A 15,505-nucleotide genomic window follows, 5' to 3' on the forward strand; every position below is an offset into this window, starting at 1 on the left:
CAATAAGCAACAATTTCCGAAGCCGGTTTTGCTCCGTGAAATTTCTCAGGAGGGGTAAGAATGAAGGTCTTATTCACATTTTATCTGCCGAGCGGCGGTGTAGAAACATTGAACAGGCTGCGATGCGAAAGTCTGCAACAGAACGGCATTGAATGCCATGTCCTGTATCTCAAACCGGGTTCTGGTGGCCATAATCAAGCAAACTTTCCGGTGTTCATTACATCAGAGGATCATAAAATCAAAGAAATATTAATGAATGAACAATATGACGCAATCATCGTTACGTCAGATTATTTAATGCTGGAGCATTTACGTGAACTCGGCTACAACGGAATTCTTCTATATGAATCACAGGGACTCGGCACACGTGATTACGCCGAAAAACTTATAAAAGATGCAATTCCCTATCTGCAAACTTACTGTAATGCAGTACTGATTCCGCCTACAGATCATTTACTGGAATTGTTTATTACCATGTGCCCCTGGCTGCACCGTTATGTAATACCCAATATCGTTGATGTGAATTCCTTCCGGTATATTCCTGCTGAACCTCCCAAAGATCCGGTGATAGCGTGGGTGGGCCGTCTTGAACGCAATAAGAACTGGCCCGAGTATTTGGAAATTGCAGCACGTATCCGTAGGAGTAAGCCTAATCTTCATCTTTGGATGTTCCATGATCCGGATTTGGCAGCAGAAGGTGAAGCGGAACAATTTAATATTTCACTCCACAGATTAGGATTACATGACCGCTTGAATGTATTCACTAATATTCCAAATGAAGTGATGCCCGTTTATTATTCATCTATTGCCAGTTCCGGCGGATTTCTTCTTTCCACCTCCGTTACAGAAGGTTTCGGGTATGCTGTTGCTGAGGCTCTATGCTGCACTTGTCCTGTGGTCAGTACCGACTCCGACGGCGTTCGGTCCTTCATCATTCATAATGGTTCAGGTAAATTTTATCCGCTCGGAAATATTGAGGCTGCTGTAGCAGAAGGCCTGGAGGTAATGGACAATCCAGCTGTCAGGAGCAATATTCGGCAGCAAGGAAGGGCACATATGGTTGCTAACTTCGGAACGGGTCCTTATGCCCGATCTTTTCGGGAAATGCTGAACTCCTTTGCTATCTTTTAGAAAATAGTTAATAACAAATATCTAAGAACCTTCAACCCACCTTAGCTGTGGCATTGAAGGTTCTTCACTTATGAAATCTAATTTTTTTGTCTCGATACAATGTTGAATAATTCCTTCTGAAATATTGCTGTACTTCTCACCCACGTAAAAGGCAGCGAATCGATCTCCCCTCTACTGGCAAGTCGGAGCCGCAGCTCACGGTCCTCAATCAGCCGAATAATATCTACCGCCAGACGATTCTCATGCCGATAAGACATTAAGCAGTTATGCCCATGCACACAGTATTCCATATTTCCACCTGCATAAGTGGTAACCAGAGCCGCCCCGCAGCGCATGGCCTCCAGTCCCGGCAAAGAACCGGTATCATACGTACTGGAGCTTACGAATATATCACTTTCATTATAGTGGAAACAGAGCTCGGTATCATTTCCAGGCGTCCTGATATGGTATTTCCCGTCGTTTTGAAGTTCTTGGAGAATGATGGATTCTGAGAACTCTCCCGGCGGAGTCATCAGATAAATATCTACCTCCGGGTGAACCTCCTTCACATGATTCAGCTGCTGAAGCAGATAATCCTGTTCCCGATGCCCAGAAAACCCGCCTTCCGGCTTACGCATAATTGCAGAAACGACGAGCCTGCGCCCCTCCCTCTCACGAAGCCTCTGGTTATAGAAATCCGGGTTCACGCCAATGGGTACAATACGCCCTTTAACCCCATGGTTTAGACGAACAATCTCCTGCTGCCAACGTGACAGAACAAACAAATTTCGGGAGCTATGATACGAAGCGAAGGACTGGTTGTTATCCGGTAAGAAGCTCGGCTCGTAACATAACGCCAGTCGGATATGAATCCCTTTCCCTCTTTCACTGGCCTGCTGGGAAACCGCCACGGTCGTATAATAGTTGGAAACAATCACGTCAGCAACCGGAAAATCGCTCTCTTCAAGTTTCTTCTTGCCCGTTAAAAATATATTACATCCCATCTCATATTCCACAGTACCGCCCAATGGCATAATGATAGTGATTTCGTGCCCCATGGCCGACAGACGGTTGGCAAGCTCAGCAAGCATTCGCTGTGCTCCCCCCCGGCACAACGTTAGAACTGGAAATGTTATTTTCATGATCTCGGCTCCTTTCGAAGCAAACGTGAAAGGGCTTGGAAGTGTTTGGCCTGAACCTTTTTAATTTCCTGCGTCTGCTCCTTGCCATGAATTACGGAGCCCATAGCCTCATGCACTCTATAATCAAGAAGGGGTTCCTTAATATAAGACCATTCATAGTGCGGTAGAATTCGCAGCCACAACTCATAATCATGTGTGTATAAAAACGACTCATCAAAAATGCCTACTTTGTAAAAAATGTTCATGTCCAGCAGAACAGAGCTGCCATTCACTGGACAGCCCTTCATCAGGGTCTCAATAAGCTGAATTCTATCTAAAGGTGCAGCCACTACTTCGGATAACCGTTCCCCAAATTCATTTATATAAAAGAAGGCCGTATGGCAAAAAAACGTACCCGCGTTTTGGATAAGCTCTATCTGCCGTTTGATTTTATCCGGATGGAATTGATCATCAGAGCTTAACCAGGCAAAATAAGAACCGGTAGCGGCCATGATTCCACAATTCAATGCTGAGGCGGTCCCACCGTTAGTTTTTCGAATATAGATAATATCTTTCATATAGGGTGTTAGCTTTTCTATATGTCTGGTGGAGCCGTCATCCACAACGATAATTTCAATGTCTTTATAGCTCTGTGCCAGAGCACTTTCTACGGCCAAATGGACGAATTGACAGTTGTAGAATGGAATAACTATCGATACCTTAGACCTCACATACATGGTCTCACCTCCTCAAGCAATGACCGGTTCTTATACGATTTTGCATGCCATGATTGCATCCAAAGGGGGGTGGTCTTCACCAAATGATTCACGAAAGGATGGATTCTCCGCATGATGAAACCCCTTGAGCACCAACACTTCATAACCCATTTCCAGAAAATCCTCGGGCTCCCATCCGCTCCTGTGTTTTTGGAACAGCTCCCCGTTTAAATGGTAATGATCAATACCTGACTGCGGAAAAAAACCTCTTGGTGTAAATACAACCACTCGGTTTATGGCAATTTTCTCAGCCGCTTCTAATAACTTCTTCCCTTCCTCCATGGAGAAGTGCTCCAGAGAGTCAATGAAAGTGACGGCTGAGAATGACTCAGGTAAAAAGAGTTTATCCATTTGCCTTGCATCTGCATTGATAGGAATAATATGAGGCGACTTCACATCACGGTGAAGGAGATAGGGGCGATGGATCTCAAGGCCTACTACAAGCCCCGCCTCGTAAGAATCGAGCAACGTACCGATACCGCAGCCGATATCCAGAATACTGTCAACAAATCTTAATTGCTCGAGTAATACGGGGAGGAAGTCTTTCACTGAGATTTCCTGAACCATTTCTCATTTCACCCTCCCATTGATGAAATCAGACTGCGTAACGAAGCCTGATACCGGTTCGCTGTTGCGGCCGCTTCAGTCATAATTTGGTCGTAGTGTTTGAGTGTCCCCATTCCATCATGACGACGGTACCCTGTCAGCGACTGATTCAACATAACGGGGATATAACCGTTAAGAATGGCCCGGAACCACAAGTCAAAGTCATGTGTGTAGGGAAGTTGCTCATCAAAAAGCCCGATGGCTCCGAACACCTCCTTCTTAAACATAACGGTGCATCCATTTATAGGGTTACCTTGCAGAAAGCATCGTAAAAATTCAAGTTGGCTAGGAAATACCACAGCTGCATTAAGCTCTGTTAACTGAGAAAACCCGTTAATGTAGTTGAAATTTGTATAGGAAATCAGCAGGTTATTCTGTTCCATGAACAGCGCCTGATTATTAATTTTGTCATGATAAAAGATATCGTCCGAACTTAGCCAAGCAATGTAATCCCCTGAGGCATGCCGAATACCGTGATTTAACGCGGTTGCTGTGCCTCCGTTCGTTTTACCTAAATAATGAATCTGGGAATGATACGGCGTGAGTCGTTCCGAAAATACGCTGGAGCCATCATCAACCACAATAATTTCATGGGCTTTCATGGATTGAGTCACGGCACTTTGCAGCGCGTGCCCAATATAGGGGTCATTATAAAAAGGAATAACTATCGATACTTTAGGATTCATGCCCATCCACCTTCCCTGCCCACACGAAAATAGTCCATAATATCTGACAGTGACTGTTCGAACGAAATATCCGCACTCCACCCCAACGCCGTCGCTTCTTCTTCAGGTGTAAAAGGAGGCTCCGAATAAACCACCGGTTTCTCCGCAGTCTCACTTCCCCAAACCATGGGAACAGCGGCTTGGGTCAGCTTCAACAGCTGCTCTGCAATATCTCCAAGCTTGCGTTCCTTACCTGATTCAATACGGTAGATGGTGCCGTTAGCACCCTTGTCTAAAATATATTCGTAAGCTCTTACTGCATCACGTACATCCAGGAAGTCACGCAGGGCAGAGCGGGAAGATACTTTGAACGGAGCTTGTTGCACCCCGTTCTCACTGCGCGCAATATGGCCTGCCAGCAGTGAGCAGAATCCGGTTGAAGATCCCGGACCCATCAGGTTGCAGGGTTCCGCCAGAAGAACCTGTTGCTGGAACAATGTTCTCCAAGCCAGAGACACCAGCTCCTCTAATGTCTTGCTTAGACTATAAGGATGAGGCGGGAGTACAGCTCCAATCCTGTACTTCAACCGGGAGCCTGCAACCAGTATGCGGCAGGACGGTAAAATGCGTAAAGCCTCCAACAAATATAGAGTAGCCATTACATTGGTTTCCATATAAAGCAACGGGTTCTGCCAAGACTCCGGTACAGAGTTTTTACCAGCCAGATGCAGCACGTCCTCCGGTATAACCGTTTTGATCATCTCTGCAACAGCCTTTCGGTCGCTGAGGTCGCAGACATAAGTCTGTATACCCTGAGGAAAATCAAAGGCAGGGGACTTCATAGCAACCGGATTACGCAGAACTGCGATAACCTCTGCCCCTTGTGCCGCAAAATAATTCACAGCATGCCTTCCAGTAAATCCGGCAGCACCGGTGATCAATATCCTACGCCGGCTCATAGGGTAAACTCAGAATGCTTCATCCATTCTGCCAACTCCGCCAGCATAACCGGATAGGATGGCAACTGAAAGTGGACATCCGGGCGAGTGTTGGTTAGTGTTCGATCCTGCACAGGTTGCTCCTCCGGGACAACCTCGACATCATTTTTGTCGAAGGAGGTTTGAATATATTGCAGCAGCTCATATTTACTTACAGGCTGGGGATGCGCCAAATGAATCAGCCCATCGACAGAGGATTCCAGCATGGCATCCACCGCTTTAGCCAGTTCAAGCGTAGTTACCCCATTCCACATTACGCTGCGGTAACCGGATACTTTTCCCGTTTGCCCCAGAAACCACTCCATCAGGCCAATGCCACCGGTGCGAATTTCAGGACCGATGATTGAGGTGCGAATCGTTAAATGTCCCGGATCTCTTACTTCTCCTAGACATTTCGTAATGGAATAGACGGTGGTTCCGTCCGGTGTATCCTCCTCGGTGTAACCGCCGCGTGTTCCTTCGAACACGCAGTCGGTGCTGATATGAATCAACCGGGCATGGATCGTGTCTGCGGCCCGCCGAAGCCGATGGGGTAGAAACCCGTTTATATGGTAGGCACCTATTTTGTCATGCTCCGCAAAATGATTCAGAACACCCATCGCGTTAATGATGCAACCGGGGGAGACGATATCAACCAGCTTTTCCATCCCGGCAATATCATCTGCGTCAACATGCAGCCCTCCGAGATCGCTCTTATCCCGGGTTGTATAGAAAACGTGATGCTTGCCCTGGCGGCGAAAGTAATCCACCAGCATATGACCTGCCATTCCGTTCCCTCCGAGGATAAGAAGCTTCATTCCAGAAAACCTCCTCGAATCAGAATATCCTTGATTTCCTTCTGGTTCATAAGGTTGGTCTCGGAGCTGAAGCTGTTGAAGGAAACCGGGATGTACTGACTGTAATGCTCCTTCAGTTCAGGCATATCCAAGGTGGGCAATATCACTAAATACTGTTCATCGTATACAACGGTAGTTTGGCTTTCGAAGTCACTCATCAGGATTTCGTGGATCTTTTCTCCGGGACGGATACCTGCTTCCACAATACTTACATGCTCTTTTCCTGAAGCCTCGATCAACACCTCGGCCAGATCGACTATTTTGCAGGTAGGCATGGTCATAACAAAGATCTCCCCGCCAATGCTAACCTCAGAGGCCTTGAACAGCAGCGTAATGGCATCGCGAAGGGTCAGGAAAAAGCGAGTCATTTTCATATCCGTAATACGTACTTGGCCTTTATCCTTAATCTGCTTCATGAACAAATGGACCACGCTGCCGTTGGTTCCGAGCACATTACCTCCGCGTACAGTGACAAAGCGGGTATTGGACCCCAGCAAATTAGCGTACACGATCAGTTTTTCACCGATAGCCTTGGTCATGCCGTAAAAGTTGGATGGGTTGGCTGCTTTGTCGGTTGAAATATAAATTACCTTTTTAACATTGCAGGCAATAGAGGCTTCAATTACGTTTTGCGTCCCGACAACATTTGTTTTCAATGCTTCATAGGGCTGATCTTCACAGACAGGAACATGCTTTAATGCCGCTAAATGAAAGACATAATCCACACCCCGGCAAGTCGCAGTCAAGGCGTCCTTGTCGCGGATATCCCCGATGATGAAGCTAAGACGGTTATCCTCGAATTCCCGGCTCATGGCCACCTGGGCTGACTCACTGCGCGAGAATATAATAATTTCCTTAGGGCCTTGCGGCAGAAGCTGCCTGATCAATTCATGCCCCCAGGAACCGGTGCCGCCTGTGACCAATATCCGTTGATTATTAAACATGCAGGTTCCCTCCAAGTAGAAATTTAGCTACTTTTATCGAGACATCCGGGGTCAAGTAACCTTCAGGGATCTCCCATTCTCGGCTTAACGCCGTCATCAGTTTAACGCAGCGCATAATGCTGTCAGCATCCACCCCGGATACCACATTGCTGCCGCAATCCACTGTTTCCGGCCGTTCAGTTGTTCTTCGTATGGTCACAGTAGGTACGCCCATCAGGCAGCATTCCTCCTGAACCGTACCGCTGTCCGTAATCGCGCAAAAGGCATGCTGCTCTAAGGCTACAAAGTCAAAAAATCCAAAGGGCTCATGGAATTCAACAAGCGGGTTCATTTGCAGGGAGAGTTGCTCCGTAAGTTTGGAGCGTGTACGAGGATGAGTGCTGCAGATCAAGCGGATTCCAAAATGTTCAGCCACTGCATTCAGACCGGACATAATTTGCATAAGGGATTGCGGATCATCTACATTCTCGGCCCGGTGTGCCGTTACTAGAAAGTATTGACCCGGAGTCAGCTGAAGCTGGTCTAGAATATGGCTGGCCTGTATTTGAGGCTTATAATGGGACATCACCTCATGGATTGGATTCCCCGTCAGGATAATACGTGCTGAAGGAAATCCTTCGCTGAGCAAATGCCTTTTGCTCTGCTGAGTGTAGGGCATATTAATCGTAGAGACGGCATCTATAACCCGGCGGTTTTTCTCCTCCGGCACCAACAGATCATAACATCGGTTCCCGGCCTCCATATGCATGACAGGAATACCCATGCGCTCGGCAAGAACGGCGCAGAGTGCGCTGTTCGTATCGCCTAGCAGCAGAATTCGGTCCGGTTGTTCTTTCTGCAGGATGGGCTCCAGTCCGCCAAACATGGCGGCAAGCTGACCTCCCAGTCCTGACTGCCTCTCCTGCAGGACATAATCCGGAGCCCGCAGACCCAATTCGGCAAAAAAGATGCCGCTTAGACTAGCGGTGAAATTCTGTCCTGTGTGCACAAGTACATGTCGGTCCGCATGCTGATCGAGAAGCGGGATGATCACACTTAAACGGATGATCTCGGGCCTTGTGCCCAAAATCGTCATGATCTTCATGGGTTCACTCCCCTGCCTATTTTTTGTATGTGATCTAGATCTTAGGCCGTTTTACGGCGGCTGCGGCTGCGCTTCTTACTCTTGCGAAGCCCGGCTGAATGCCGCCGGGCAGAGCCAGCGCGCCGCTTCCGCCCGGTGCGGCGCGGCTTCACTGCCGGGCGCGTACGTCTGCGCGCCCGGGTCTTGTTGGCGCGGCGCAGCCTGCCGCGCCGGACCTTGCCGCGCCGGAGCCGGGCGCGGCGCTTACGGCCCGTGCGGCGCGGTGCTGACGCCGCTGCGGGGCCGGCCTGCGGCTCGGGCACGGGCACGGGCGTACCCGGCGCAGGCGGCTCCAGCAGCGCGGCGGCGTAACGCGCCGCGCTCGGCAAGGCATAGCGGAGGTTCCACACCTCCGCAAGTCCCAGCAGGCGTGCGCGGTAGGCGGCTGGTCCGTATACGATACCCACGCGCTCACGCGCCTGAGCACCAACTCCTGCGGCCACTACCGGCTCCGCCAGCAGAGCACAAACCGCTTCCGCCAACGCGTCGATATCCTCCACTGGAACAAGATAGTTGCTGCAGTCCGCGGTATGAAGAATTTCTCCCAGACCTCCTGAATTGTAGGCGACTACGGGCTTACCGAAAGCCATCCCCTCCAGGGCGGTCATTCCAAACCCCTCGCGGATCAAGCTCGGAATGACCAATATATCGAGCGCACAGTAAGCAGCGGGCATGCACTCCTCATAACCTACAAACCGGAAACGGGAAGTTAATCCCTCCAGCTTCACCTTACGTACACAACGATCATAGAAGCTTTTATCGCCTGGAATGCCTACCACTAGAAAATGACTGGAAGGATGTCGAGCCGACACTAACACGGCCATATTCACAAAATGCTCCAGACCCTTTTCCTTATTAATAAAAGATGAAACATAGCCGATCAGCGGTTTTTCTGGTGCGACACGCAGTTCCCTCCGCCGTTCACCCCGCAGCTTGCTCCAAGCCTCCGGCATCATCTCCGCATCATTCCAGGATGGAGGGAGCAGCGTTATCTTCGCTTCGCGAATCCCTTCCGGAAATGGGGCAGCTGCCGTCTGAGAGATAGCCAGAATTTCATCACTGTAACGGTGGATCAGGTCCACGCTGATGGAGGTAAATTCATTGTCTGTAATCGTCTCGGAGATTTTCCAAACTACTGGGATGCCTAACAATTTCGCTGCCATCGCCGGAAGTACATGTACACAAGTGCTCGTAATGATAAAGGCTGGTTTAAGATTCCACAGCCACTGCGCCAAATCCGTAAATTCCTTGCTTTCTTGGAGTGTTCGGGCATCCGCTTCTAGACCTGCATACGGGGTATACATTCCGTATAAGAGCGGAATAGCCAGCACTTGAACCCCAATACCGTAATGACGAGCCTGACGCGTCAGCTTACCCTCATGGGGAGCAACAAGCAGACAGTTAAAGTATAGGGAGAGCTCCCGGGCGAAGAAAAGCAGCAGCTTCTCAGCGCCGGTAATACTCCGTGTATTGGATACATGAGAAAAGAGGACTATCGTAGCTTTGTCAGCCATGAATTCTTGGCGCTCCCAATAAGGGATTCGGAGCCGCCATTCACCTCCTTAACGTTTTGCGAAGCAAAACTAACTTCGAAAGCACTTCGTACACCAACCGGTACTACAGTATATTGCACAGGGAACAGATGCTGGCACGACACCTGTCCCCCCGGTATTCGCACAAATCTATCCAAAGATAACGGTCAAAAGCTGATTCAGGCGTTTATTATACGTATGATCCTTAATCGTACGCTCCAAGGCACGCAGCGCAATAGCTCGACGTTCCTCCTCATGAGACAGATAAAAACGGATTTTATCCATCAATTCCTGCGGGTTGCTGAAGGTCTCAATTTCTTCACCCGGCTTATAGAAGGATCCCAAATCTTCTCTGGCATCGCATAACTGCAACGTTCCAGAGGCAGCAATCTCGAAGGTCCGCGGATTGGGCGAAGCCGCTGGGATTAGAAGGGTATTGTTATTAACGACATCATCAATATGGGATCTGTGCAGGTTAATTACGATCTTGGATCCGCTGTACGCTGTTGCAGTTTCTTGAGGAGTCATCCATTTACCAATCTCGATCCGTTCACCATACATCGGCGCTTCAGGAAGACGATCCCACCAAATCCCGTTAATGACGGTATTGAATTCCATCAACTCCGGCATAAGGGGACGGAAGAAATCCACTCTGTTCCAATAAGCGGAGCCAATAAAACTGATATCACGGACCACAGGTGAACGTGTTATCGTTGGGCGATAGTGATCCCGGTGAGCGCCAAAAGGCAAATAGTGTACCTCCGCACAGCCCAAACCTTTGTAAAAATCGATACAATTCCGTTCCAGCGTGAACACATAATCATAGTGGTTTACAATTTTCACCGTAAAATCCGTATAATACGGATCATCCGTGAGCCATATGGCGGTACGGATACCGGATTCCCGGAGGGTAGCAATCTGATCTAAGGGCAAATCCATACCATCCAGTACAAGCACTAAGTCCGGCCGTTTAACAGCTGCAAGCTCAACCAGATTCTGACGTACATCCGTTACCGTTACTTCCGTCGTCAGGCTTTGCAACGATGAAAGAACAGCGTCATCCAAAGGAGAATAAGGATAACCTTTACCGGATGCTACATACATGACATGAATATTTCGCACAGGAAGCGGTTCTTCTACACGGCCATTCAGTATAGCTAATCTTCCTCTGAGGTAACCCTCATCGTAACCGCCTTTGAAGCCAGTCAATCTTCCTCTAAGTTTTTCTTCTTCCGCAACCGTCAGCGGGTACGGTGGAATAGGCATAATAAAGTTGTTATCCATGGGTTGTCGCTCCTTTTGTACGAATCTTTTACTTACACGCGCTTGGCAATAACATCGAGAAGCTGCGGCATACGCGAAGTGAAGGTATGCCTCCTCAGCGTTGTATGCAGGCCTCTTAAGGCGAACTGTCGACGTTCCTTTTCATGGGTCAAATAGTGTTCCATTTTAGCTTGCAGCTCTTCGGCAGAACCGAAGGTATCGAGGTCATAGCCGGGACGGTAGAAATTACCCAGATCATCCCGAATATCTGTAAGCTGCATGGTTCCGCATGCGTTAATCTCATAGGTGCGGGGATTAATCGACCTCGAGGGCAGCTGAAATGTATTCCGGTTATCCTGCCCCGCTTCCCACGGCCGGTGAATATTGATGACAAGCTTCGCTCCGCTGTAGTAATTGGCTGTTTCCTCCGGAGGGATAAATCCATGACTAATAAAAGGAGACAGCTTGTCATAGGTGGTTAACCTCTCCCAAAACCCGCCGGCTATTAGCGTCTTTTTACGACTTAAATAAGGAGCCAGCCGATCAAACAGCTCCGTTCGATTAAAGAAGGCATTCCCAATAAATACAATGTCATATTGGTATTTGGGCCCCGTCCGTCGGGGGTAGAACATTTTCGTGTTAACACATAGCGGTAAGTAATGAACCGAAGCTACACCGAGAGAGCGGTAGAAATCGACACAACCCAGTTCGTGCGTAAACACATGATCATAAAATCTGCAAATGACTGAGGTATCCTCCGTGAAATAAGGATCATCGACAAACCATATTGCAGTAGGGATACCCAGATTGCGTATCTCTGTGATTTGATCTAGATGATTCTCTGGAAATACATGCAGTCCATTCATCACGAGTACGGCCCCCGGCCGTTCCCTTGCCGCAGTCTCCAGCATTGCTTCCGGGGTGCTAAGTATTAGCTCGCTTACCAGAAGACTCAACGCCTCCGTTACCCCCGTATCAATCGCTTCGAACCCTTGGGGAACATACATTAGCTTAAATGGCCTGCATGGCTCTACCTGACCAGGATTAAGCTTGCGCACTGCCTCGCACATTCCGAGATGGTACCCTTCCTGATAGCCACTGCGGTATTCCCGCTTGTGCTCTTTTTTCATTTAAACTTCACGCCCTTCACTTGGCCCTGTCATCTGTTCAAGACAATATAACTATATGCGGAGTCAGCACTCGCCTCATGGTCATTTGTCTGTAGGACGAGGAAATTGGCACCTGTCCCCTGTCTTTCGCCCGGTCCGTCACTCGAGTGATCGAAGTGTTTTGGCAAGCAATAAGCTGTTATAATTTCAGTACATCTACTTTCTCGGACAATAGTAATCTTGCCGTTGTTCCAAGAAATAACAGGGAGGAAACCCATGAATAACAGCTTGCTGTACCTGCGTCATGCGGAACTGCTCCGTGATAAGGTCTCATCATTTCATAACTATCCATTCCATTTGCCTGCGGTGCGTACACTGGAGCGACTCGTTTTTGAGAAGCAGGTCACCTTTTTAGTAGGAGAAAACGGGACAGGGAAATCAACCCTGCTGGAGAGCATCGCTGCCGCCTGGGGCTTTAACCCTGAAGGTGGAACACTTAATTTCTCGTTTAACACCCGACCCTCTCATTCAATCCTGCATGAGTTCATAAGAATTGCCAGAGGGACTCAGCGACCTAAGGACGGCTTTTTTCTAAGGGCGGCAAGTTACTATAATGTGGCATCCTATATTGATCAGTTGGATGAGGAGCCCGGGGGTCCCCCTATCAGGAACTCCTACGGAGGCAAGTCCTTGCACGAGCAATCCCATGGTGAATCTTTCTTCGCTGCGTTCATTCATCGCTTCAGAGGACGGGGCCTATACATCCTTGATGAACCTGAAGCCGCTCTTTCTCCCCTTCGGCAAATGTCACTGCTGGTGCGTTTACATGAACTCGTTCAGCAGAACTCGCAGTTTATTATCGCTACTCATTCCCCCATTCTGATGTCCTATCCGAATGCGGATATACTTCTGCTGGAGGGTGAAGGCATCCGCCAAGTTGCTCTGGAAGAAACCGAGCATTACACCGTTACCAAAGCATTTATGAATGACCGCGAAGGCATGCTGAACGAGCTGCTGAGCCCGGAGTAAGTACGGTTACCCGCAGACACAACAATAGCCAGTCTCCGGGTGATTGGGAGACTGGCTATTTGAATTGTACCTTAGATTTATTGATAGACTGAACCACTCGAACGTTTTTAATTATTTCCAGTAACTATTAGCTTCGATTGATTACGCTCCAGTAACCGATAAATCACAAGTTTGTTTGGGTTCCAGTTTGCGGCTGCAAGTCTGTGTTACAGGTAGCGTCAAGAAGTTTGTGTATGAGGGTATAAGTATCTCCCCAAGTATCCCCGATAAGTATAGCAATCAAATCGTCTACCTACATAGGTTTCCATATATATAGTTGCACAACTTACACTTATAGTTCTCCCTTAGCACACTTTAGGGGGTTTAATTGCACTTTATACACTTATTTTTGGGTATTCCGGGGTTTAAGCGGCTTATTCGTGTTTTTAGTTGCACAAAGTACATCTATCCATACATCACAGCGCCAAAAGCTAGAAATAAGTGTATAAAATACATCTATTTCACTGACTGGGTCAAGAAGTATGTGTAAACGGTTGGACCCCCTAATTATGGAGTCCTCCTGCCCTTCCTGCACCAGACATCGCGCATCAAACATCTCGTTTAGGACGAATATAATGCATGGAAATCCATCTCCGATGCACAAAAAAATCGCTCCTATGGAAATGGCTGCTGATTCTTCCATTTACCAAAGAGCGATTCTAGTTTGTGGTTTTAAAGTAGACTTTAAGTCCATTTTCCCGTTAATACCAGTGTAGAGGACAGGACGATTGCGAAAAAGCGGCAACGTTAGCCCGAAATTTTTCCGAAGGAAAACTAGATCCGAAGCATAAGCTTTCTCCAGATGTACACCGCTAAGTGTAAGTCAATACATCTGGAGACAACCAGCTACTTTACTTACACAACGTTCCGTTCGCGGAGCGTCCTTACACAACACCAACAGTTACTTACGCAACATTCCGTCCGTGAAGAGTCTATCGATTTTTTAAACCCACCAGCTTGTGGACTATCCAACCGAACATAACAACCACCATCATATCAAAGCTGACATTGAACATGAACAAATGCTTGCCGATATCGGCTCGTCCATCCCCCAGTATGGGTACCAAAAACGAGAAGATTCCGATGAGTCCAACCAGCATCAGCAGTTCTCCGGTCACTCTCTCCCGTATGTTCTTACTGCGGAAATACTGAAACAATATTCCTGTAAAATACAGCAGATAAAATATACTCAGGAAGCCCAGACTGTGCGGGATATGCTTGTTCTTGAACTGGCTCCATGTACTGTATGTATAGGATAAGGCCACTTTCGGATTACCCTCCCCGATTTCATAGTTTCCTAGATAATAGGGACGGATAGACATACCGTTCGCAGCCGCATACTTCATGTTATCTATCAAACGATCTGGATTCTTAATATAAAAGAACAATACATCCTTATGAGATATACGAGCATAGAAGTCAGGTTGAAGTGAAGGATCATTCTGCTTAATGACTGTATTCCCCTGAAAAAAATTCGTCCCTGCTAAAACTTCCAGCCTATCAGGCAGGCCAAGCTGCTTCAAATCTCCCCTCACATCGGGGGATTGATTCAGAATTCCGAAAAAAACGGTCTGATACAAATTGATATGCTTGAGATCCTTGGGGGCCGTTGCGTACAGAAGGACAGATATTAAGAATATAGCGGCTGAAAACCATAGAGAAACCTTCTTCCAACTTCCTTGACCTTTCAAGGCTGCAAAGCGCAAAAAAATTAGAGCAAAGGCAATACCAATTGGCGCATTCTGAATTTTGGAAGAAGTGAGAAAGAGCACCGATATAAAAAACAAGATAAGCCCCTTCACAGTCGGTCTTTCCTGGCCTGTTAAACGAAGTCCCAGCGCGAAGGTCAGCAGCATAAACACCATGGATACCGGTTCTCCGAACAAGGAATTGAAATAAGCCAAGTATCCGATGTCATAAAAAATAAACAACAAGCTCCCGCCCAGCAGCAAACCTGTCACATAGGAACCGCGAGCATTAGTCCTAACAAGCAGCCAAGTAGCCGCCAATAGCAGGGATATATACACTGCAGCGAGTAAACGGATATCAAAATAACTTCCGTGGAACAATCCCCCGATCAGTCTCGGCAGCAGCACAAGAAAGATTTGACTTGAAGGATAGAACCCCTTGAATAGAGTGTCATAAGCAAATCTGGAATGGCTGAAACTGAAAAACCGGTCTGCATACGACTCGGCGGCATTGTAGTAATTCAGTCCTATCGTATTCATCATCCGCAGGAAGTCGCCGTTATCGGCGACTCCAACAAACGGTGAGCCGAACAGGAGATAAAGGGCGAGCCCCAGTCCAGCAAGCACTATAATTATTTCTGGTTTTAAAAGCTTTTTCATTATTCC

Annotated in this window: 14 protein-coding genes; 2 read left to right on the plus strand and 12 right to left on the minus strand. The window is 47.9% G+C overall.

Annotation, left to right across the window (positions count from 1 at the left end):
• Positions 1-60: 60 nt before the first annotated feature.
• A complete protein-coding gene (locus PWYN_RS00555; RefSeq protein WP_036647319.1) occupies positions 61-1,131 on the plus strand; it encodes a glycosyltransferase family 4 protein in 1,071 nt (356 codons plus the stop codon).
• Between the two features lie 77 nt (positions 1,132-1,208).
• Here the strand turns inward: PWYN_RS00555 and PWYN_RS00560 are convergent, their stop codons facing one another.
• The 11 genes from PWYN_RS00560 to PWYN_RS00610 form a co-directional block, all read right to left on the minus strand.
• Entirely contained in the window at positions 1,209-2,252 is a 1,044-nt protein-coding gene (locus PWYN_RS00560; protein ID WP_036647320.1) for a glycosyltransferase family 4 protein, read from the minus strand.
• Positions 2,249-2,968 carry a glycosyltransferase family 2 protein gene (locus PWYN_RS00565; protein ID WP_036647321.1) on the minus strand — a complete coding sequence of 240 codons (720 nt, stop codon included), beginning with the start codon at positions 2,966-2,968 and terminating at the stop codon, positions 2,249-2,251. Before PWYN_RS00565 ends, PWYN_RS00560 begins: the two co-directional genes overlap by 4 nt.
• Positions 2,969-2,998: 30 nt before the next feature.
• Positions 2,999-3,574 (minus strand): class I SAM-dependent methyltransferase, encoded by a 576-nt coding sequence (locus PWYN_RS00570; protein WP_036647323.1) that lies wholly within the window; start codon positions 3,572-3,574, stop codon positions 2,999-3,001.
• A gap of 8 nt (positions 3,575-3,582) precedes the next feature.
• Positions 3,583-4,299: a glycosyltransferase family 2 protein gene (locus PWYN_RS00575; RefSeq protein WP_036647326.1), complete on the minus strand. Its 717-nt coding sequence runs from the start codon at positions 4,297-4,299 to the stop codon at positions 3,583-3,585.
• Positions 4,296-5,237: an NAD-dependent epimerase/dehydratase family protein gene (locus PWYN_RS00580; RefSeq protein ID WP_036647327.1), complete on the minus strand. Its 942-nt coding sequence runs from the start codon at positions 5,235-5,237 to the stop codon at positions 4,296-4,298. Before PWYN_RS00580 ends, PWYN_RS00575 begins: the two co-directional genes overlap by 4 nt.
• Positions 5,234-6,073 carry a dTDP-4-dehydrorhamnose reductase family protein gene (locus PWYN_RS00585; protein ID WP_036647329.1) on the minus strand — a complete coding sequence of 280 codons (840 nt, stop codon included), beginning with the start codon at positions 6,071-6,073 and terminating at the stop codon, positions 5,234-5,236. The genes PWYN_RS00580 and PWYN_RS00585 overlap by 4 nt, the downstream gene beginning before the upstream one ends.
• A complete protein-coding gene (locus PWYN_RS00590) occupies positions 6,070-7,056 on the minus strand; it encodes a polysaccharide biosynthesis protein (RefSeq protein ID WP_036647330.1) in 987 nt (328 codons plus the stop codon). The genes PWYN_RS00585 and PWYN_RS00590 overlap by 4 nt, the downstream gene beginning before the upstream one ends.
• Positions 7,049-8,140, minus strand: coding sequence for a non-hydrolyzing UDP-N-acetylglucosamine 2-epimerase (wecB, locus tag PWYN_RS00595; RefSeq protein WP_036647332.1), 1,092 nt, complete (start codon positions 8,138-8,140; stop codon positions 7,049-7,051). Before wecB ends, PWYN_RS00590 begins: the two co-directional genes overlap by 8 nt.
• A gap of 41 nt (positions 8,141-8,181) precedes the next feature.
• Positions 8,182-9,693, minus strand: coding sequence for a glycosyltransferase family 4 protein (locus tag PWYN_RS00600; RefSeq protein ID WP_052087663.1), 1,512 nt, complete (start codon positions 9,691-9,693; stop codon positions 8,182-8,184).
• 168 nt (positions 9,694-9,861) lie between these two features.
• The gene (locus tag PWYN_RS00605) at positions 9,862-10,977 is read right to left on the minus strand and encodes a CgeB family protein (protein WP_036648154.1); all 1,116 of its coding nucleotides are present in this window, start codon (positions 10,975-10,977) and stop codon (positions 9,862-9,864) included.
• 50 nt (positions 10,978-11,027) lie between these two features.
• Positions 11,028-12,104, minus strand: a complete 1,077-nt coding sequence (locus PWYN_RS00610) for a CgeB family protein (RefSeq protein WP_084146542.1) — start codon at positions 12,102-12,104, stop codon at positions 11,028-11,030.
• A gap of 255 nt (positions 12,105-12,359) precedes the next feature.
• Here PWYN_RS00610 and PWYN_RS00615 point away from each other — a divergent pair, with 255 nt between their 5' ends.
• The gene (locus PWYN_RS00615; protein ID WP_036647334.1) at positions 12,360-13,112 is read left to right on the plus strand and encodes an AAA family ATPase; all 753 of its coding nucleotides are present in this window, start codon (positions 12,360-12,362) and stop codon (positions 13,110-13,112) included.
• A gap of 971 nt (positions 13,113-14,083) precedes the next feature.
• Here the strand turns inward: PWYN_RS00615 and wsfD are convergent.
• Complete coding sequence (gene wsfD, locus PWYN_RS00625; protein ID WP_052087665.1) at positions 14,084-15,499, minus strand: glycan biosynthesis hexose transferase WsfD; 1,416 nt, start codon at positions 15,497-15,499, stop codon at positions 14,084-14,086.
• Positions 15,500-15,505 lie beyond the last annotated feature (6 nt).

The sequence above is a fragment of the Paenibacillus wynnii genome (assembly GCF_000757885.1).
Classification (GTDB): Bacteria; Bacillota; Bacilli; order Paenibacillales; family Paenibacillaceae; genus Paenibacillus_AQ; species Paenibacillus_AQ wynnii.